The organism is Symbiopectobacterium sp. RP, assembly GCF_050472005.1.
Classification (GTDB): Bacteria; Pseudomonadota; Gammaproteobacteria; order Enterobacterales; family Enterobacteriaceae; genus Symbiopectobacterium.
In genome coordinates, this window is sequence record NZ_JBGOGS010000002.1 from 68,476 (window position 1) to 86,735 (window position 18,260).

18 protein-coding genes and 3 pseudogenes are annotated in these 18,260 nt (G+C 51.7%); 14 read left to right on the forward strand and 7 right to left on the reverse strand.

Features of this window, described 5'->3' with window-relative positions; all coding sequences use genetic code 11:
- Nucleotides 1-26: 26 nt before the first annotated feature.
- A pseudogene (locus tag ACD630_RS18180) lies at nucleotides 27-728 on the forward strand (IS5 family transposase); the annotation flags it as partial.
- Here ACD630_RS18180 and ACD630_RS18185 read toward each other — a convergent pair.
- Nucleotides 696-1,256 carry an IS630 transposase-related protein gene (locus tag ACD630_RS18185; protein WP_430360193.1) on the reverse strand — a complete coding sequence of 187 codons (561 nt, stop codon included), beginning with the start codon at nucleotides 1,254-1,256 and terminating at the stop codon, nucleotides 696-698. The pseudogene ACD630_RS18180 and the gene ACD630_RS18185 sit on opposite strands and share 33 nt — an antisense overlap.
- A 39-nt stretch (nucleotides 1,257-1,295) precedes the next feature.
- Here ACD630_RS18185 and gloA point away from each other — a divergent pair, with 39 nt between their 5' ends.
- Complete coding sequence (gene gloA / locus ACD630_RS18190) at nucleotides 1,296-1,649, forward strand: lactoylglutathione lyase (RefSeq protein ID WP_430360194.1); 354 nt, start codon at nucleotides 1,296-1,298, stop codon at nucleotides 1,647-1,649.
- A 320-nt stretch (nucleotides 1,650-1,969) separates the two neighbouring features.
- The gene (rnt, locus tag ACD630_RS18195) at nucleotides 1,970-2,620 is read left to right on the forward strand and encodes a ribonuclease T (RefSeq protein ID WP_430361169.1); all 651 of its coding nucleotides are present in this window, start codon (nucleotides 1,970-1,972) and stop codon (nucleotides 2,618-2,620) included.
- A gap of 112 nt (nucleotides 2,621-2,732) precedes the next feature.
- Here the strand turns inward: rnt and ACD630_RS18200 are convergent, their stop codons facing one another.
- Nucleotides 2,733-3,089, reverse strand: a complete 357-nt coding sequence (locus ACD630_RS18200) for a Grx4 family monothiol glutaredoxin (RefSeq protein ID WP_430360195.1) — start codon at nucleotides 3,087-3,089, stop codon at nucleotides 2,733-2,735.
- A 635-nt stretch (nucleotides 3,090-3,724) separates the two neighbouring features.
- Between ACD630_RS18200 and ACD630_RS18205 the strand changes: the two genes are divergently transcribed.
- The 4 genes from ACD630_RS18205 (at nucleotide 3,725) to ACD630_RS18220 (ending at nucleotide 7,877) form a co-directional block, all read left to right on the forward strand.
- Complete coding sequence (locus ACD630_RS18205) at nucleotides 3,725-4,765, forward strand: IS481 family transposase (protein ID WP_430360196.1); 1,041 nt, start codon at nucleotides 3,725-3,727, stop codon at nucleotides 4,763-4,765.
- A gap of 400 nt (nucleotides 4,766-5,165) precedes the next feature.
- Nucleotides 5,166-6,317, forward strand: a complete 1,152-nt coding sequence (gene metK, locus ACD630_RS18210; RefSeq protein WP_430360197.1) for a methionine adenosyltransferase — start codon at nucleotides 5,166-5,168, stop codon at nucleotides 6,315-6,317.
- 70 nt (nucleotides 6,318-6,387) lie between these two features.
- A complete protein-coding gene (locus ACD630_RS18215) occupies nucleotides 6,388-7,254 on the forward strand; it encodes a hypothetical protein (RefSeq protein WP_430360198.1) in 867 nt (288 codons plus the stop codon).
- Between the two features lie 110 nt (nucleotides 7,255-7,364).
- Nucleotides 7,365-7,877 carry a SprT family zinc-dependent metalloprotease gene (locus ACD630_RS18220; protein WP_430361170.1) on the forward strand — a complete coding sequence of 171 codons (513 nt, stop codon included), beginning with the start codon at nucleotides 7,365-7,367 and terminating at the stop codon, nucleotides 7,875-7,877.
- Nucleotides 7,878-7,939: 62 nt separating this feature from the next.
- On the opposite strand, the gene ACD630_RS18225 is transcribed toward ACD630_RS18220, so the two are convergent.
- Nucleotides 7,940-8,101, reverse strand: a complete 162-nt coding sequence (locus ACD630_RS18225) for a hypothetical protein (RefSeq protein ID WP_430360199.1) — start codon at nucleotides 8,099-8,101, stop codon at nucleotides 7,940-7,942.
- Between the two features lie 156 nt (nucleotides 8,102-8,257).
- Between ACD630_RS18225 and ACD630_RS18230 the strand changes: the two genes are divergently transcribed.
- From ACD630_RS18230 to rhtC, 4 genes and pseudogenes are all read left to right on the forward strand, one after another.
- On the forward strand, nucleotides 8,258-8,389 hold the full coding sequence (locus ACD630_RS18230) for a transposase (protein WP_430360200.1): 132 nt from the start codon (nucleotides 8,258-8,260) through the stop codon (nucleotides 8,387-8,389).
- 12 nt (nucleotides 8,390-8,401) lie between these two features.
- Nucleotides 8,402-8,723 (forward strand): annotated as a pseudogene (locus ACD630_RS18235) (phospholipase A); the annotation flags it as partial.
- Nucleotides 8,724-8,852: 129 nt separating this feature from the next.
- A complete protein-coding gene (recQ, locus tag ACD630_RS18240; RefSeq protein WP_430360201.1) occupies nucleotides 8,853-10,685 on the forward strand; it encodes an ATP-dependent DNA helicase RecQ in 1,833 nt (610 codons plus the stop codon).
- 41 nt (nucleotides 10,686-10,726) lie between these two features.
- A pseudogene (rhtC, locus tag ACD630_RS18245) lies at nucleotides 10,727-11,343 on the forward strand (threonine export protein RhtC).
- A gap of 62 nt (nucleotides 11,344-11,405) precedes the next feature.
- Here the strand turns inward: rhtC and rhtB are convergent.
- Complete coding sequence (gene rhtB / locus ACD630_RS18250) at nucleotides 11,406-11,999, reverse strand: homoserine/homoserine lactone efflux protein (RefSeq protein WP_430360202.1); 594 nt, start codon at nucleotides 11,997-11,999, stop codon at nucleotides 11,406-11,408.
- A 214-nt stretch (nucleotides 12,000-12,213) separates the two neighbouring features.
- Here rhtB and pldB point away from each other — a divergent pair, with 214 nt between their 5' ends.
- Together pldB and yigL are read left to right on the forward strand one after the other, a co-directional pair.
- Nucleotides 12,214-13,224: a lysophospholipase L2 gene (gene pldB / locus ACD630_RS18255; protein ID WP_430360203.1), complete on the forward strand. Its 1,011-nt coding sequence runs from the start codon at nucleotides 12,214-12,216 to the stop codon at nucleotides 13,222-13,224.
- 51 nt (nucleotides 13,225-13,275) lie between these two features.
- On the forward strand, nucleotides 13,276-14,082 hold the full coding sequence (gene yigL, locus ACD630_RS18260) for a sugar/pyridoxal phosphate phosphatase YigL (RefSeq protein WP_430360204.1): 807 nt from the start codon (nucleotides 13,276-13,278) through the stop codon (nucleotides 14,080-14,082).
- A gap of 140 nt (nucleotides 14,083-14,222) precedes the next feature.
- Here the strand turns inward: yigL and ACD630_RS18265 are convergent, their stop codons facing one another.
- The gene (locus ACD630_RS18265) at nucleotides 14,223-15,458 is read right to left on the reverse strand and encodes an IS256 family transposase (protein ID WP_430361171.1); all 1,236 of its coding nucleotides are present in this window, start codon (nucleotides 15,456-15,458) and stop codon (nucleotides 14,223-14,225) included.
- Between the two features lie 161 nt (nucleotides 15,459-15,619).
- Here ACD630_RS18265 and ACD630_RS18270 point away from each other — a divergent pair, with 161 nt between their 5' ends.
- On the forward strand, nucleotides 15,620-15,883 hold the full coding sequence (locus ACD630_RS18270; RefSeq protein ID WP_430361172.1) for a transposase: 264 nt from the start codon (nucleotides 15,620-15,622) through the stop codon (nucleotides 15,881-15,883).
- A 43-nt stretch (nucleotides 15,884-15,926) separates the two neighbouring features.
- On the opposite strand, the gene ACD630_RS18275 is transcribed toward ACD630_RS18270, so the two are convergent.
- Nucleotides 15,927-17,426: a sensor histidine kinase gene (locus ACD630_RS18275; protein ID WP_430361173.1), complete on the reverse strand. Its 1,500-nt coding sequence runs from the start codon at nucleotides 17,424-17,426 to the stop codon at nucleotides 15,927-15,929.
- Nucleotides 17,416-18,108 (reverse strand): response regulator transcription factor, encoded by a 693-nt coding sequence (locus ACD630_RS18280; RefSeq protein ID WP_430360205.1) that lies wholly within the window; start codon nucleotides 18,106-18,108, stop codon nucleotides 17,416-17,418. The genes ACD630_RS18275 and ACD630_RS18280 overlap by 11 nt, the downstream gene beginning before the upstream one ends.
- Between the last annotated feature and the right edge of the window lie 152 nt (nucleotides 18,109-18,260).

An 18,260-nucleotide genomic window follows, 5' to 3' on the forward strand; every position in this document is an offset into this window, starting at 1 on the left:
TCCGATAGCAAACAGCGTTGTGCCTAGGCTTTGTTGACTCGATTTTTAAACTGATTAAATTGTCGCTCCATTGTCCAGACTATTCGCTGCTCAGCAAGCGAGCAAAGACAGTGAACATCAGCATAAAAACGCCAACCCGTGGTGAAATCTCACATCTGGTCATTGATGGAACCGGCCTGAAGGTCTTTGGCGAAGGCGAATGGAAAGTCCGGCAGCATGGTGCCGACAGACGCAGGGTATGGCGTAAGCTGCACCTGGCAGTAGACAGTGTGACGCATGAGATTATCTGTGCGGATTTGTCGCTCAGTGGTATGACTGATGCCCAAGCTCTACCGGCGTTGATAAACCAGACCCACCGGAAAATCAGAGAGGCATCGGCTAACGGCGCTTAGGATACAGTTTACTGCTATGATGCTCTGCTGAGGAAGAAAATAAGGCCGCTTATCCCGCCACGAAGGGGGGCGCAATATTGGCAAGATCGCTACCACAAGCGTAACCACGCTGTTGCAAATCAGCGCATTAGCGGTAGTAACGCTATCTGGAAAAAGAAAGTGGGCTATCACCGGCGCTCAGTGGCTGAAACGGCCATGTTCCGCTTCAAAAGGCTTCTGGGTGGTCATCTAAGTCTGAGAGACTACGATGGTCAGGTGGGTGAAGCCATGGCCATGGTCAAAGCGCTTAACCTGATCACGCTATTAGGAATGCCGAACAGTATTCGCATCACGTAACAATCGACCCGTATGGGGCACAGTCGTTACAAGTTCTGATTTATTCAACAAAGCCTTCTTCAGGCCAAAACACCGTTGACCTTTTGGGGAATAGCCGTGAGTCCGTGGGGTATCGTGTGGAAAACCACTTTCATCAATAAAAACAATAGGTTTACCTTCTTTTTCATACTGTTGTATTTTTTGTTGAAATGCTTGCCGGGCGCTTTCGTCGGCTTTCGGATGACGTAGAGTTTTTTTATAGGTCAATCCCAGCTTTTTAAGAGCTTGCCAAATGGCCTTCTGACAAACGCCAAAACGCTCTGCACATTCTTTTTGGTAAGCATCTGGATATGGTTCAACATCTTTTATCAACTCGGATTTATCGATCTTTCGCTGACGTGTGGTCGATGCTTTTGACGCTATTTGATTAATCCAACACGATACAGAGGCAGGGCCAATCCGAAATTGCTTCGCTGTTTCTCGGATACTCAACCCTTCTTCTTCCCGTGTAGATATCACTTTACGTCTAAAATCAATTGAATAGCTCATTTAAATAATGCAATCAAAATTAAGTCTTTTAGCTATACCATGTTGCGTGTTGGGGATTTACAACGCTCAATCGATTTTTACACCAAGGTACTGGGGATGCGTTTGCTGCGAACCAGTGAAAATACCGAATACAAATACACGCTCGCTTTCGTGGGTTATACCGAAGAGAGCGAAGGGGCCGTCATTGAACTGACGTACAACTGGGGCGTCGATAAATACGATTTGGGTAATGCTTTCGGACACATTGCGCTGGCGGTTGAAGACGTTGCCGCAACCTGCGAGCGAATTCCTCAGGCTGGCGAAAAAGTGACGCGCGAAGCTGGCCCGGTTAAGGGCGGCACCACAATTATTGCCTTTATCGAAGATCCCGATGGTTATAGCCAACCGACTTAAAAATGATTACAGCCAATGCCCTGATATGTGGCAAAAAATACAGCTAATTGTTATCAAAATAATGTCGCTTGGCTATACAAGATTGAGCTAATTGAAAAAGCGCAATCCGGAAACGGGCTCGGCAACTGATTGTCAGGCAATGCTCTGCGGCGGCTTCTGTCCGCCGCTTTTTTGGCTTTTTCCTTTCCCTTCTCTCTTACGCTGTGCTCATTCCATTGCGCACTTCTCCCCTTCGAGGTGCTCAAGGCATCAGGTTTACTGCATTGATGGTGGGAATTTGCCATAATGCGCGCTGCATTTAGTAAATGATTAAAGAGAACATGGCTGATAAAAATAACCTGAACGCACTGAGTGGCCGTTTCCGCGGGTTTTACCCGGTTGTTATTGATGTTGAAACTGCAGGGTTCAACGCGAAAACTGACGCACTGCTGGAAATTGCCGCCATCACGATGAAAATGGATGAAGACGGTTGGTTACAGCCCGATGAGACGTTGCATTTTCACGTCGAGCCATTCGAAGGCGCGCTGCTTGATCCCGCTGCGCTGGCATTTACCGGCATTGATCCCCACAATCCGTTGCGCGGTGCCGTCTCTGAATACGAAGCCCTGCATGAAATATTCAAAATGGTGCGTAAAGGTATTAAAGACAGGGGCTGCAATCGCGGGATTATTGTCGCCCACAACGCCAATTTTGATCACGGCTTTCTGATGGCGGCAGCGGAACGCTGCGGGCTGAAGCGCAACCCGTTCCACCCCTTTGCCACCTTTGACACTGCCGCGCTGAGCGGATTGGTGCTGGGACAAACCGTATTGGCAAAGGCCTGCATGATCGCTGGCATCGCCTTCGACTCCGCGCAGGCACACTCAGCGCTTTATGATACGCAGCAAACCACAGCGCTATTTTGCGAACTGGTTAATCGTTGGAAGCGGCTGGGCGGTTGGCCATTGCCCGTGGAAGACCAAACGGACTGAGTTCTCCGAATACGACCATAAACAGGTTTCATTCCCAAATAAGAGGGGACCCAGGTGCTGGGTCCCCTCTTTTACCTCAGATACCAGCGGTATGCCCGCCAACAGGCACAATTTACTGTACGCTGTCTCCGTTCTGCGGTTCACGGTATTTGTCTGCGGTTTCTTTGAGCAGTTGCTGCAATTCGCCACGTTGATACATTTCAATGACAATATCGCATCCACCAACCAGTTCACCGTCAACCCACAGTTGGGGAAAGGTCGGCCAATTAGCGTATTTTGGCAGCTCAGCACGAATATCCGGGTTTTGTAAAATGTCCACATAGGCGAAGCGTTCACCGCACGCCGACAGCGCTTGCACAGCTTGGGCAGAGAAACCGCAGCTCGGCAACTTCGGGGAACCTTTCATGTATAACAGAATCGGGTTTTCTGTAATCTGGCGCTGAATTTTTTCAATCGTTGTCGTCGTCATGCTTTTTGCTTCCTCAAACGGTGTTTCTGCAAGCCATCACGATGCCATCTTCCTGTAGGAGTGATCGCACGGCATCATTATGTAACGGGGTATTATCGCACCATTGTCGCGTATGTGCTTTGTTATCCAAGCGATTGCAAAGCACATATACCGTTGCTTCATTGTAGCGAGAGCCGTCATGACAAAAAAACGCCATTTTTTGTAGGGCCTTTCCTGTCGGCGTTCCCTCTAAGCCATCCTCGGTGAAATATGCCGCAATAAATGATGATATTTACAGCAGGAAAACAATTATTAACGTTTTCTCATGATTCTGTTAAGCGAAAAGGTGATTTCCTGCTTTTTTCTCATGCCGTTTTCGTGAATACTGTTCGAATTGAGCGAGTTAAGGATTGTATTCGGTCTCTTTTATCATGCGCGTATTTATTACTCTGATCTTTGTTTTCTTCAGCCATCTGTTTGTTAATGTTGCCCAGGCAGCTCCGCACACCAATGCGGAGAAGAAAGCCAGCGCCAGCACGGATGGAGTTATTAGCTGTATTAGTCGCAACTAGATCTGACACTGGACCTTGAAAGGTTGAGAGTTACCGGTTTTGATATGGGTGTCTAATCCTTAAACAAAACGCGAGGTAACTCTCATGCTTCATACTAACAATCCCATTATCAAACACAAAGCCGGCCTGCTCAATCTCGCCGAAGAACTCGGTAACGTATCAAAAGCCTGCAAGAGCATGGGCGTGTCACGCGATACATTTTACCGTTATCAGGAACTGGCTGCTGAAGACGCCATTGATGCGCTGGTTAACCAGAACCGCCGGGTTCCGAACCTGAAGAACCGCGCCGACGAAGCCACTGAACGCGCGCTTGTTGATTATGCTATTGAGTTCCCGCCCCATGGGCAGCACCGGACCAGTAATGAGCTGCGTAAAAAAAGCGTGTTTATCTCCGGCAGCGGCGTGCGCTCCATCTGGCAACGACACGACCTGGAGAACTTCCGTAAACGCCTGAAGGCGCTTGAGGAAAAGATCGCCAGAGAAGGCATTGTCCTTACCGACGCTCAAATCGCAGCCCTGGAGAAGAAGGCGCACGATGATGAGGCCTGCGGTGAAATCGAGACGGCACATCCCGGGTATCTGGGCTCGCAGGACACCTTCTACGTGGGCAATCTGAAGGGGGTGGGCCGTATCTACCAGCAGATGTTCGTGGATACGTACTCGAAAGTGGCACACTGCAAGCTGTATACGAATAAAACACCGCTCACCGCCGCCGACCTGCTCAATGATCGCGTACTCCCGTTCTACGAGGCTCAGGGACTGCCGGTGCTGAGAATACTGACCGACAGGGGTACGGAGTACTGTGGTAAAGTGGAGCAGCATGATTATCAGCTTTATCTGGCTATCAACGATATCGAGCATACGAAAACGAAGGCGATGTCTCCGCAGACGAACGGCGTCTGCGAGCGCTTCCATAAAACCATTTTGCAGGATTTTTATCAGGTTACGTTCGGCAAGAAGTTATATGGAGACTTGGAAAGTCTGCAGGTAGATCTGGACAACTGGTTGTGGCATTACAATAATGAGCGAACTCATCAGGGAAAAATGTGCTGCGGGCGTACGCCGATAGCCACTTTACTCGATGGAAAACGGATCTGGGCAGAAAAGAATCTGAACCAGATGTAATCTGACAGACACCTGTATAAATAATCGTTAACTGTCAGCTCAGGTCTGAGCTAGTACAATTAAACTTATCACCTCCGTGCCGCCGCAACGATTGCGGTCAGGCTATGGGTCAAAACAGGGAGCGTACACCCTTTCCGCAACGCTTTACGGCGCACTGCGACCGCTCGCCGTTTATACCGATATGTGGGGGGAAAAGCAAAATGAAAATCACTTTTCGATGGTCTAAACGGAAAAAAAAACGGCAATACAAAATTTCGATGATAGCCGCCCTGAAACAAAAAACCGCTGGTAATCCGTCCGCTAAGTGACCTAGAATAGCCATCCAGATGTTAATCCATCTATACAGTTTTACTGACACACCGCGACTACTACAGCATTTGCTTTGAAGGTATAACAACGCATGGCTAAACACCTTTTTACATCGGAATCCGTTTCTGAAGGGCATCCGGACAAGATTGCAGACCAGATCTCTGATGCGGTTCTTGACGCCATTTTGGAACAAGATCCCAAGGCGCGCGTCGCCTGTGAGACTTACGTGAAAACCGGTATGGTGTTAGTGGGCGGTGAGATCACCACCAGCGCTTGGGTAGATATTGAAGAGATAACGCGTCGTACGGTACGTGAGATTGGCTACGTCAACTCCGAGATGGGGTTTGATGCCAATTCCTGCGCCGTGTTAAGCGCCATCGGTAAACAATCGCCGGATATCAATCAGGGCGTCGATCGCAGCGATCCACTGGAACAAGGCGCGGGCGACCAAGGCCTGATGTTCGGTTATGCCACCAATGAAACCGATGTGCTGATGCCGGCGCCCATCACCTACGCTCACCGTTTGGTACAGCGTCAAGCTGAAGTACGCAAGAACGGCACGCTGCCGTGGCTGCGCCCGGATGCAAAAAGCCAGGTTACCTTCCAATATGATGACGGCAAGATCGTCAGTATTGACGCGATTGTTCTATCAACACAGCACGCAGAAGACATTGCGCAAAGCGATTTGCATGAAGCGGTGATGGAAGAGATCATCAAGCAGGTTTTGCCATCTGAATGGCTCTCTGCCAGCACCAAATTCTTTATCAACCCGACAGGCCGTTTTGTTATTGGTGGCCCGATGGGTGACTGCGGTTTGACCGGTCGCAAGATTATCGTGGATACCTACGGCGGTGCCGCGCGTCACGGCGGCGGTGCGTTTTCCGGCAAAGACCCGTCCAAGGTTGACCGCTCTGCGGCCTATGCCGCGCGCTACGTGGCGAAGAACATCGTTGCTGCGGGGTTGGCTGATCGCTGTGAGATTCAGGTTTCCTACGCCATCGGTGTGGCCGAACCGACCTCAATCATGATCGAAACCTTTGGCACAGAAAAAATTTCAACCGAGCGTCTCACTCAGCTGGTACGCGAGTTCTTCGATCTGCGTCCTTACGGGCTGATCCAGATGCTCGATCTGCTGCACCCGATTTATCAGGAAACCGCCGCTTACGGTCACTTTGGCCGCGAGCACTTCCCGTGGGAAAAAACCGACAAGGCCGCACAACTGCGCGCGTCTGCCGGTCTGTAAACACCACAAGGCATTCCTCTCCAGCCAAAGCATAGGTATCTACACATCTTTTGCAATATCTGCTATTACGTTGCTGCATGATCTCAACTTATCCATCGGCGGGATTGATGCCCGCCTTAACCGGCGTTATCAGCGTCTGGTTAAGCAACACATGACTCCCGCAGCACCATTGGCGTCAGCCGTTAAAGACCTTGCCTGCGCGCAGAAAACAACATTCGCCACTACTCAGGCCGTTTGGCATTTTTTTAATAATGAACGTATTAGCTTCAGTCAGCTCAATGAACCGATTATTTCGCTGGCTCTCCGGCAGGTTGCACTTAACCCGCATCCATACGCTCCCGTCGTTCACGACTGGTCTCATTTACAGTTTCGTACCCACAATGGGAAAGAAGAACGTTTGAAAATGACGCATGGTGGCGACGTCGGTTATGAACTACAAACCCGCTTACTGCTTGATGCTGCAAATGGTTTACCAATAGCGCCCCTGTCTCAAACTCTAACCGATAGGGCGGGTTGTCGTTCAACGCTAACCGAGGGCTTGTCTGAGAGTCTGACTCATATGGATGCTTTGACGGCTGATATCGCCCGCGTTGAGTCTCTTGATACTGGGAAGAAGTTAGTTCATCTCATTGACCGTGAAGGTGACTCTATCGGGCATATGCGCACATTAAGCTCCCAGGGAATATGTTGGCTTATCCGGGGAAAGGAAGGGCATCGGGCCGAGTGGGGCGGTGACACCCGTAAAATTGGTGAAATTGCAGACGATCTGCCATTTATCGCAAACGGACAGGTTGGCTGGAAAGGGAAAAAAGCCAATATGGAGATCGGGGAAACATCCGTGATCATAACGCGAACAGCAAAACCGAAGCGGAAAGATATAGCCAACCGACTTAAAAATGATCACAGCCAATGCCATGATATGTGGAAAAAAATATAGCTAATTGTTATCAAAATAATGTCGCTTGGCTATACCTATGCCAGCCAAAGGCGGGAGAGGAATGAGCCTTCCAGTTGCATCGGCTTTTTCCACGATCTATCTTCAAAGCCATGAACTCGCCTCGCATTCCTATCGTGCTCCACCACGCTGTCATGCACTGTCTGTGTGAACGCCTGCAATTCGCCAATCAAGCCTTAGGCAGCCAGTATTTGGAGCCCAGCGTAAGCTATAAGCAGCGCGGCGCAACCGCAGGGACCGCCTGGCTACAGCAATGGGAAATCCGTCTGAACCCGCTGCTGCTGCTGGAAAACCAGCAGGCCTTCATCGATGAGGTCGTTCCCCACGAACTGGCTCATCTGCTGGTGTATGCCCGCTTCGGTCGCGTAGCGCCCCATGGCAAAGAATGGCGCTGGATGATGGAACAAATTCTGCAAACCCCGGCGAAACGCACACACCGTTTCGCCACCGCCTCCGTGCAGGGTAAAACCTACCCTTACTGTTGCGCCTGCCAGCAGCACCAGTTAAGCGTGCGTCGACATTACCGTGCCCAACGCGGCGATGCCACCTATCGTTGCCTGAAGTGCGGCAAACAACTCCAATTTGATGCCGTGCCACAAACCTGAGCCTTCATTCTCACTGCGCGATAAAACGCACAGTATCCATTTGCGCGACAGGTCGACGTTCGCTACCCTGCGCGTTTTACGCCAAGGGGTAGATTTGGAACATGCTTCGCAACATTCTTGTTATAGCCAAGCGACATTATTTTGATAACAATTAGCTGTATTTTTTTCCACATATCATGGCATTGGCTGTGATCATTTTTAAGTCGGTTGGCTATACGTTCCACTCTGATGCTTCGTGAATCTGTTCTCCATCCTTAAATTGGACGTTGCTTACAACCAGGGTCAGCAGGTCAAATCCTCTTAGTCGGTTCCAGCTTTTCTGAGCTGACTGGAATAGCTCATTTAAATAGTGTAATCAAAATTAAGTCGTTTAGATATATATGCTGGAGTATTTGCCTACATATTCGCCAGATTTTAACCAAATTGAGCATAAATGGGCACAAGCAAAAAAAGAGAGAGTGGTTGCGATACAGAGATTTTGTTCTCAGTCCATATGGTGTAATCAAAATTAAGTCGCTTGTCTATATTATCGGGTTCGTGTTGGCTACGTCTTGGGCGACAGCATTTTCAGCGTAGCAGGGCATTACAGCTGGAACAGCGGCTACGGCAACGCAGAGTTGGGGTGGAGCTATCCGATAACCAAGCATGTACGCTTTTATATAGCCAACCGACATTATTTTGATAACAGCCAGCTATGCTTTTTTGCCGCATATCAGGGCATTTGTTGTAATCATTTTTAAGTCGGTTGGCTATACCAAGGTGTTTAGCGGCTACGGCGAATCGATGATCGACTACAACCATCGGCAGACGCGTTACGGTGTTGGTGTGATGTTGAACGATCTTTTGAGGCGCCTTTTCAGAAAAAATAATTCTCGTGCTCAAAAGATTGCAGTTTTTATCACAGGCGCTGAAAATAGCGCCTGTTTGATTTTATCGGCCACGGGCTGATGTGATGCAAAGAGGATCGGGGAACGCGTGTCTACGGCGGAAGTGTTAAATAAGGAAGCGTTAGCGGCTCAGGTTCTACGCGATACGTTCGGTTATCAGCAATTCCGTCCCGGTCAGGATGTGGTCATTCGGGCTGCGGTCAACGGTCAGGATTGTCTGGTGCTGATGCCGACCGGGGGCGGAAAATCGCTATGCTACCAGATCCCCGCATTGGTGCTGGATGGCCTGACATTGGTGGTGTCTCCACTGATCTCTTTGATGAAAGACCAGGTGGATCAGCTTCTTGCCTACGGCGTGACGGCCGCCTGCCTGAACTCGACCCAAACCCGTGAACAGCAGTGGGACGTGATGACCCGCTGTCGCAGCGGTGAAATCAAGCTGCTGTATATCGCGCCGGAGCGTTTAACCACGGACAGCTTCTTTGACCAGCTTGCTCAGTGGAATCCGGCACTGATTGCCATCGACGAAGCGCACTGTATCTCCCAGTGGGGGCATGATTTCCGCCCGGAATACCGCGCCCTTGGGCAAATCAAGCAGCGTTTCCCCACGCTGCCAGTGGTTGCCTTGACGGCCACCGCCGACGACGCGACGCGCAGTGATATTGTGCGCCTGCTCGATCTGCACGAACCGCATATTCATCTGAGCAGCTTCGACAGGCCCAATATCCGCTATACGCTGGTGGAGAAATTTAAACCGCTCGATCAGCTGTGGATGTTTGTGCAGGGTCAGCGCGGTAAAAGCGGCATCATTTATTGCAACAGCCGGGCGAAGGTAGAGGATATCAGTGCGCGTCTGCAAAATCGTGGCCTCAGCGTGGCGGCCTATCATGCTGGGTTGGACAACGAACGGCGTGCGCAGGTACAGGAAGCGTTTCTACGTGACGATTTGCAAGTGGTGGTAGCCACCGTCGCCTTTGGCATGGGTATTAACAAACCCAACGTGCGCTTTGTGGTGCACTTTGATATCCCACGCACGATCGAATCCTACTATCAGGAGACCGGGCGTGCCGGGCGAGATGGCCTGCCTGCGGAAGCCGCGCTGTTTTACGATCCGGCTGACATGGCGTGGTTGCGCCGCTGCCTTGAGGAAAAACCGCCGGGCCCGCAGCAAGAAATTGAACGGCACAAGTTGAACGCGATGGGGGCGTTCGCGGAGGCGCAAACCTGCCGCCGTCTGGTGTTGCTTAACTATTTTGGTGAAGGGCGGCATGCCCCTTGCGGTAACTGTGATATCTGCCTCGATCCACCTAAGTGCTATGATGGCCTGGTGGATGCGCAAAAGGCGCTCTCCTGCGTATATCGGGTGAGGCAGCGCTTTGGCCTGGGCTATGTGGTAGAAGTGCTGCGTGGGGCTAATAACCAGCGTATTCGCGAATGGGGACACGACAAGCTGCCAGTGTACGGCATTGGCCGTGAGCAATCGCATGAGCATTGGGTCAGCGTGCTACGCCAACTGATTCACATGGGGTTCCTCACGCAAAATATTGCATTACACTCAGCGGTACAGCTGACCGAATCGGCCCGTCCGGTGCTGCGCGGTGAGATACCTTTGCAGTTGGCGGTGCCTCGCGTGGTTAACCTGAAGCTGAAAGCGAACCAAAAATCGTACACCGGGCTTTACGATCGCAAGCTGTTTGCCAAGCTGCGCAAACTACGCAAAGCCATTGCTGATGAGGGCGATATCCCGCCTTATGTGGTGTTCAGTGATGCCACGCTGCTGGAAATGGCCGATCGCTTGCCGGTAACGACAAGCGAATTGCTGACGATTAACGGCGTCGGGCAGCGTAAACTGGAGCGATTCGGTACGCAATTTATGTCGCTGATCCGTGAACATCTGGACGATGGCGACGATGTGCGCTGATCGGACTTGAATTTCTAGACTCTGTGGTAAAAAAGGAAAATATCATGATGTCGTTTTTGACCGTGGCGATGGTGCACTTCGTGGCATTGATGAGCCCGGGACCGGATTTCTTTTTTGTTTCCCAGACGGCGGCGAGTCGCTCGCGCAAAGAAGCCATGATGGGCGTTCTGGGGATTTCTCTGGGGGTAATGGTGTGGGCGGCCATTGCGTTGGTGGGGTTGCACCTGTTACTGCAAAAAATGGCGTGGTTGCACGATGCTATTACTATCGGCGGTGGATTGTATCTGTGCTGGATGGGATGGCAGATGTTGCGCGCAGCGCGTCGCAAAGGGGAGCTGCAAACGGTTGAAACGGTAGAACTGCCTTCGAAAGGGAAAACCTTTATACACGGTTTGCTGACCAACCTCGTTAACCCGAAAGCGCTTATCTATTTCGGCAGCGTATTCTCTCTGTTTGTGGGCGACAGCGTTGGCACCAGTGCGCGCTGGGGGCTGTTTGCATTAATCTCTCTTGAAACGCTGCTGTGGTTTAACTTGGTGGCAATGGTGTTTGCCTTGCCTACAATGCGCCGTGGCTATCAGCGTTTGGCTAAATGGATTGATGGTCTGGCGGGGGGCTGTTTACCGGCTTTGGGCTACATCTGATTATTTCGCGTTAAGCGAGCATGACGTAGCACTCCAGCTGTTTTATCCTCGCCGCCGGTTGGCGGCGAGTGACGGATTACACCTTACGCGCCGTTGCCAGTAGCGCGCCGACCAGCATAAACAACGAGCCAAACAGCCGGTTGAGCAGGCGGACTTGGCGCGGCCCTTTCAGCCATACAGCAATGCGAGTGGCGAGCGTGGCGTAACCGATCATCACCCCAAAAATCAGATACTGAGCAACCTGCGGCTGATGCGGCACGATAAACTGTGGGAACAGCGCCGCCAGAAAAACGATGCTTTTCGGGTTGGTGAGGTTGACCAGAACGGCACGACGAAACAGCTGGCGGCGTGGCAGGGTGCCCGCCAGCGCATGCAGATCGAGTGAACCAGCCGCGCGCCACTGCTGGATACCGAGCCAGATCAGATAAGCTGCACCGAGCCATTTCAGAATGTCAAAAGCCAGCAGCGATTGCGATAGCAGCGCGCCAAGACCGATACCGACCAATACGATATGGATAGCCAGCCCGACTTGCAGCCCAGCGATGGATGCCGCCGCACCGCGATAGCCGTGACTGATGGCAGTGCTCATGGTATTGATAGCCCCGGACCCCGGAGAAAGGCTGAGAATAAGCGTTGTGAGAAGATAGGTTAACCACCAGTCGAGGGTCATAGCTGCTTCCTGATTGCATGTTGTTGCATTGGCATTGTTTGCGATCGCCGCAACGGAAACTGAAGGGTTTACCGATGCGTTACGTGGTTAAACATTACGACCGAATGTGCCACAATACGCCATTGCTGATTGTTGTGCCAGCGATCACAAAACTCTCTGGTAGTCCCCGCGTGGCAGGGGGCTAGCGCGGTGTCGTGCAGCAAGGAGAAACGTGATGTCACTCGAAATTTCCGGCCTATTATTAAGAGAAAAACAGTTTTCTGCCTTCGTCACCGGGACGCTGTTGGATTTCTGGCGTCAGCGTGAAGAGGGGGAATTTCCCGGCGTTGATGATGTGCCGATCCGCTTTGTACGCTTTACCGCTCCAGAGCACACGCGTTTGGTGGTGGTGTTTCCCGGCCGCATAGAAAGCTATGTAACGTATGGTGAAGTCGCCTACGATTTGTTCCAGGCGGGTTATGATGTGCTGATCATGGATCACCGCGGCCAAGGGCGCTCCGGGCGGATGCTGGAAGACGGTAATCGTGGCCATGTGGTATGCTTTGGTGACTACGTAGACGACGTCGAGCAATTCTGGTTGCACCATGTGGATGCGGTGAAAACGGCCGAGCCCTTGCGCTACCAGCGCTGCTTTGCGCTCGCCCACTCAATGGGCGGTGCGATCTTGGGGCATTTTTTGGCACGTCGGCCGGATGCATTCGATGCCGTGGCGCTGTGTGCGCCCATGTGTGGCATTAAATTGCCGATGCCGGGCTGGCTGGCTTCACGCATTGTTGCTTGGGCGGAACTGCACCCGCGCATTCGCGATTATTATGCTATCGGCACTGGGCAATGGCGTCCGCTGCCCTATTTGATCAACGTGCTAACGCACAGCCGTGAGCGTTACCGTCGCAGCGCGCGTGCCTATGCCGATGAACCCGGCCTGCGCGTTGGCGGCCCGACCTATCACTGGATGCGGGAATCGATGGCTGCCGGGCGTGAACTGATGGCATTGGCTGCGCACATTACCCCCCCCTTGCTGCTGCTTCAGGCACAGGAGGATATAGTGGTGGATAATCACAGTCAGGATGCGTTTTGTCAGGCGTTGGCTGAAGCCGGACACCCCTGTGTTGGTGGTACTCCGGTGGTGATTGCGGGTGCCCGCCATGAACTGTTATTCGAAGAAGATGGGATTCGGTCACAGGTGTTTACCCATATTCTCAACCATTTTGCACAATATCCGTAAATGTTGCGGCCAACGCCGCGCCATTCCCCTTAGAGGTGAGAGTTCACTGTTATGTATCACATCGTTGCTTCCGATTTAGATGGCACGCTGCTGTCGCCAGACCACACGCTGTCTCCATTCGCCAAAGAGACCCTGAAACTGCTGACCGCACAGGGCATTCACTTTGTGTTTGCCACCGGGCGGCATCATCTGGATGTAGCGCAGATTCGTGACGGGCTGGGCATCAGCGCCTTTATGATCACCTCTAACGGCGCGCGCGTGCACAATACCCAGGGGGAACTGATCTTCAGTCACAATCTGGATCAGGATATTGCACACGACCTCTACGGTATGGTGTACCGGAACCCGGAGATGCTGACGCACGTCTACCGTGACGATGAATGGTTTATGAGCCGCTCTCGTCCAGAAGAGGAACGCTTTTTTCAGGAGTCAGTATTCAAATACAAACTGTTTGAACTGGGCCTGCTCGGCACTGATGGTGTGAGTAAAGTGTTCTTCACCTGTGACAGCCATGAGAAGCTGCTGCCGTTGGAAGAGGCGATCAATGCCCGCTGGGGCGATCGGGTTAACGTGAGCTTTTCCACGCTGAGCTGTCTGGAAGTAATGGCGGGCGGCGTATCCAAGGGCCATGCGTTGGAGCAAGTCGCCAAACTGATGGGGCATACCCTGACGTCGTGCATTGCGTTTGGCGATGGCATGAACGATTTTGAAATGCTGTCGATGGCCGGTAAAGGATGCATTATGCGCAACGCGCATCAGCGCCTGAAAGATTTACTGCCGCAACTGGAAGTCATTGGCAGCAATGCGGACGATGCGGTAGCGCACGCGTTGCGTCGTCAGTTTCTCTCTGCGGTGTGAGGATGTTGCTGGCGGCCAAGGCCGCCAGCAGACAGAAGGAGCTTGCGATTAGGCGCGTTTCTCCATTTCCGCCTTATGTTTCTTCTCATTGATCATGGTGATAAACAGCAGTACTACCGCCATGACACTGCCGCCGATCATCACCATAAAGCCGCCATCCCAACCGAAGAAGTCAACGGTGTAGCCGACGATGGCGCTGGCTGCAACGGAGCCGCCGAGGTAACCGAACAGTCCTGTAAGGGCATCGTCCATTTCTGTGATGCCGCCTGGATTGCCAGCCATACGACCTTCTTCACCGAGTCATCAGTCGGGAACACCTTGCGTTTCTTGATTGCATGCCGGAGCACGCTGTTCAGTGATTCTATAGCGTTCGTCGTGTAGATTACCTTGCAAAGTTCCTGAGGGTACGAAAAGAATGTCGACAGGTTGGCCCAGTTTGACTGCCAGCTCCGGCTTATCTGCGGATAGCGGTGATCCCATGTCCAACCGAACGTCTCCAGTGCCTGAAGCGCGGCCTCTTCGATTGGAGCCTGATACACTGCTTTTAGGTCGCGTGTTACCACCTTATAGTCCTTCCAGGCAACGAAGCGCAGACTGTTGCGCACCATGTGCACGATGCACAACTGGATGCGGGCTTCCGGGTAGACCGTGTTGATGGCATCCGGGAACCCTTTCAGGCCGTCCACACAGGCAATGAGGACGTCGGTCAGGCCACGGTTTTTCAGTTCTGTCAGCACGTTCAGCCAGAACTTTGCGCCTTCATTTTCGGCCAGCCACATCCCCAGTAGCTCTTTCTGGCCTTCGATATTGATACCCAGCGCTAGGAACACAGACTTATTGATAACGCGGCTGTCCTGCCGGACTTTCAGAACGATACAGTCAAGGTAAACAATGGGATAAACCGCATCCAGGGGGCGATTTTGCCATTCAACAACCTGCTCCATAACGGCATCGGTGACCTTCGATACCAGGGTGGGTGAGACATCCGCGTCATACAGCTCTTTGAACGCAGCGGCAATTTCGCGGGTGGTCATCCCTTTGGCATACAACGATAAAATCTGGTTATCCATCCCGGTGAGCTGGGTCTGGTCCTTCTTCACCAGTTGCGGTTCAAAGGAACCATCACGATCACGTGGTGTACGCAGTTCCAGCGGACCATCGCCGGTGCTAACAGTCTTTGTGGAGTAGCCATTGCGCGTGTTAGTTCCAGATTTGGACTGGTGCTTCTCATGCCCGAGGTGATGGGTCATTTCAGCATTAAGGGCAGCTTCAACGCAGATCTTTTTCAGCAGGCGATCAAACGGGTTGAGAGCGTCAGGGGTTTTGAGATTTTTGGCCAGCTCGTTAGCCAGAGCCTGTAACTGTTTTTCGTCCATAAAGTAACCTGCTTTTGATGTTGGATTGAACATATAAAAACCAGGCAATTACACAATCTCGTGTACAGGCTCCTTTATTAGGCACAACGCTGTTTGCTATCGGATTATTTGATATCAATATTAACAGCGATGTTTTCTATTCCTGAGTCACACAAGTCCTTATCCCAGTACTCCCTAAAAATAGTGTAATCGTGATGGACAATGCAACTTTTCACAAAAAACATAATATTCAACAAGTCATCATCGATGCAGGGTATATGGTGGAGTATTTGCCTACATATTCGCCAGATCTTAACCCAATTGAGCATAAATGGGCACAAGCAAAAAGCAAAAAAAGAGAGTGGTTGCGATACAGAGATTTTGTTCTCAATCCATATGGTGTAATCAAAATTAAGTCGCTTGGCTATATTGCAAAAGATGTGTAGATACCTATGCCTTTAGGCGCAGTCGTCTCAACGCTGTACGATGTCAGGTAGGTTTTAAGCACAGATAAACGTGTAAACCGGGATTGGCCGATGCCATGCAGAGTTGACCACCGTGCAGTTCGGCAATGGCTTTCACCAGCGACAGGCCAAGCCCGAAACCGGGCTGCTGCTGTGCCCCTTCAAGGCGTTGAAAACGTTCCAACGCCGTGGCGTGCAGGTTTTCGGGAATACTAGGGCCACGATCGGAAACACGCAGTGCTGTCCAGCCGCGATAAAGGGTGACGCTCAGGGTAATCGCTTTACCTTGAGCAGCATACTTCAGCGCGTTTTCGATCAGATTCGCCAGCGCCTGAAACAGCAACGCCCGATCGCCAAAAAGTTGTGTCCCAGCAGGTGCATCAATCAGCAATTGGCACTGGTGTGCATCTGCTAACGGTTGATAATATTCAGATACCTCTTCCAATAACGGGCGCACCTCAAAGCGGGCAAATTGATGCACACAGCGCCCGCTTTCAATCTCTCCGATACGCATGACAGTGCGAAACAGCTCCAAAATCTTGTGCACCTCTTCCACCGCCTGATGCAACTCCTCACGCATCTCATGCTCAAGACCTTGTCGCTCGGTCAGGTTGTACAACCGGTTTTGCAGGTGCGTCAGCGGCGTACGTAATTCATGGGCAATGTGACTTGAGGTGCTGCGCACCTGCTCCATCAGGCGTTCAATGCGCTCCAGATTCTGGTTAATGTCGTTGCTCAGGCTATGGAAATCGTCATCACGCGTTGAGAGCGGCATACGAACGTACTGTTCACCGGCGCTGTAGCGGTGCAGCGCGGTACGGATCCGCTCGACGCTGCGCAGGCTGCGTAAACTGAAATGTCTGCTGACAACCAGAGAAAACAACAGCACAACAAACAGCCCTGCCCCCGCCACCAGTGGAATAGTGCGAATACGTTCCAGCATCGGACGCAGATTATAGGCGGTGAACAACACGCCACCATCATCCAGCGCCACCGACATACCGACCAGGTTGCTCTCGGGTGCGCTGCGGTGCTGGTCGCTGGCCTTCAGCGCCCCCTTTTCAAGCAGTAGCGCCTTCAGGCAAGGGACATCCATTTTGCACGCGGTATGATTTGGCCCAGGCAGCATCCAACCCGCATTGCGGTAGAGAATCTCGCCCTGCTTGCTCATCACCAGAAACAGAGGCAACTCGTCGGTTTTTGCCTGATTATCGCGTTTGAGCTGGGCGATCAGCGTAGACGTGTCGGTCAGCCGTGATTGGGTTGCATGGTTATGGATATTGCCCAGTATGACGTCGCGCACGTGTGTGCGGATCAGCGTTTCACTCAACACGCTGAAACCGACAATGCAGCACAGCACCATCAGCAAAAACAGGAAAACCAACGTAATAAATTGGCGAAACTGCGAGGTGCGCAGAAACACCGGATAACGGTTTGCACCGTGCACGCACAAATGGCGAATTTTCTCACGCCATCCGTTACCCGGCCATCTCAGCGCAGGTTCATTGTGTACGCTACGCGACATCCGTTTTTTCCACTGCACCTAGGGCATAGCCCATCGATCTTAACGTTTTGATCAGCGGCCGGGGAAAGCCTTTGTCGATCTTGGCCCGCAGTTTGGACATATGAACATCGATCAGGTTGGTCTGAGGATCGAAGTGATACCCCCAGACGCGCTCCAACAATAGCGTACGTGTGATCACCTGCCCTGGGTTTTCCATCAAAATGATCAGCAGCTTGATCTCTTTATCGGTAAGATCGATGCGTTGCCCGCTCCGCCAGGCAACCCGTTGCAGACGATCAAGTTGCAGATCTTCAAACGTCAACAGCGATGACGGTGCCTCCTGCGGTTTTCCTCTGCGCACCATAATCTCTAAGCGCAAAAGCAACTCATTGAAATTAAAAGGCTTACCCAGATAATCTTCGGCACCCAGTTCCAGCCCCATCACGCGATCCACATCGCGATCCAACGCTGAAAGCAGCATGATAGGCGGATGACGCGACCCTTGCAGCTCACGCAGTACGCTAAAACCGTCTAACGTTGGTAGCATCCGATCCAACAGCACCACGTCATAAATTTCATCTTTAATGGCTTTGAGCGCATGTTCGCCATCATGAACAATATTGCAGGCATAACCATGTGAGTGCAGCTTTACACCAAGCCAATGGCACAACACCGAGTCGTCATCAACCACTAAAACGCGCATAGTTCTCCCTCTGTCAAAGTGATGGTTGCTTACACCACAACACGCGTAGTGACGTGCTACCGATCCACAACAATAGGATCTGAGCCACTCTGACACAGGCAATAACCTGTCTGGCGGCTTCTTATGCGTCAACGCGTTATAGGATAATAGCA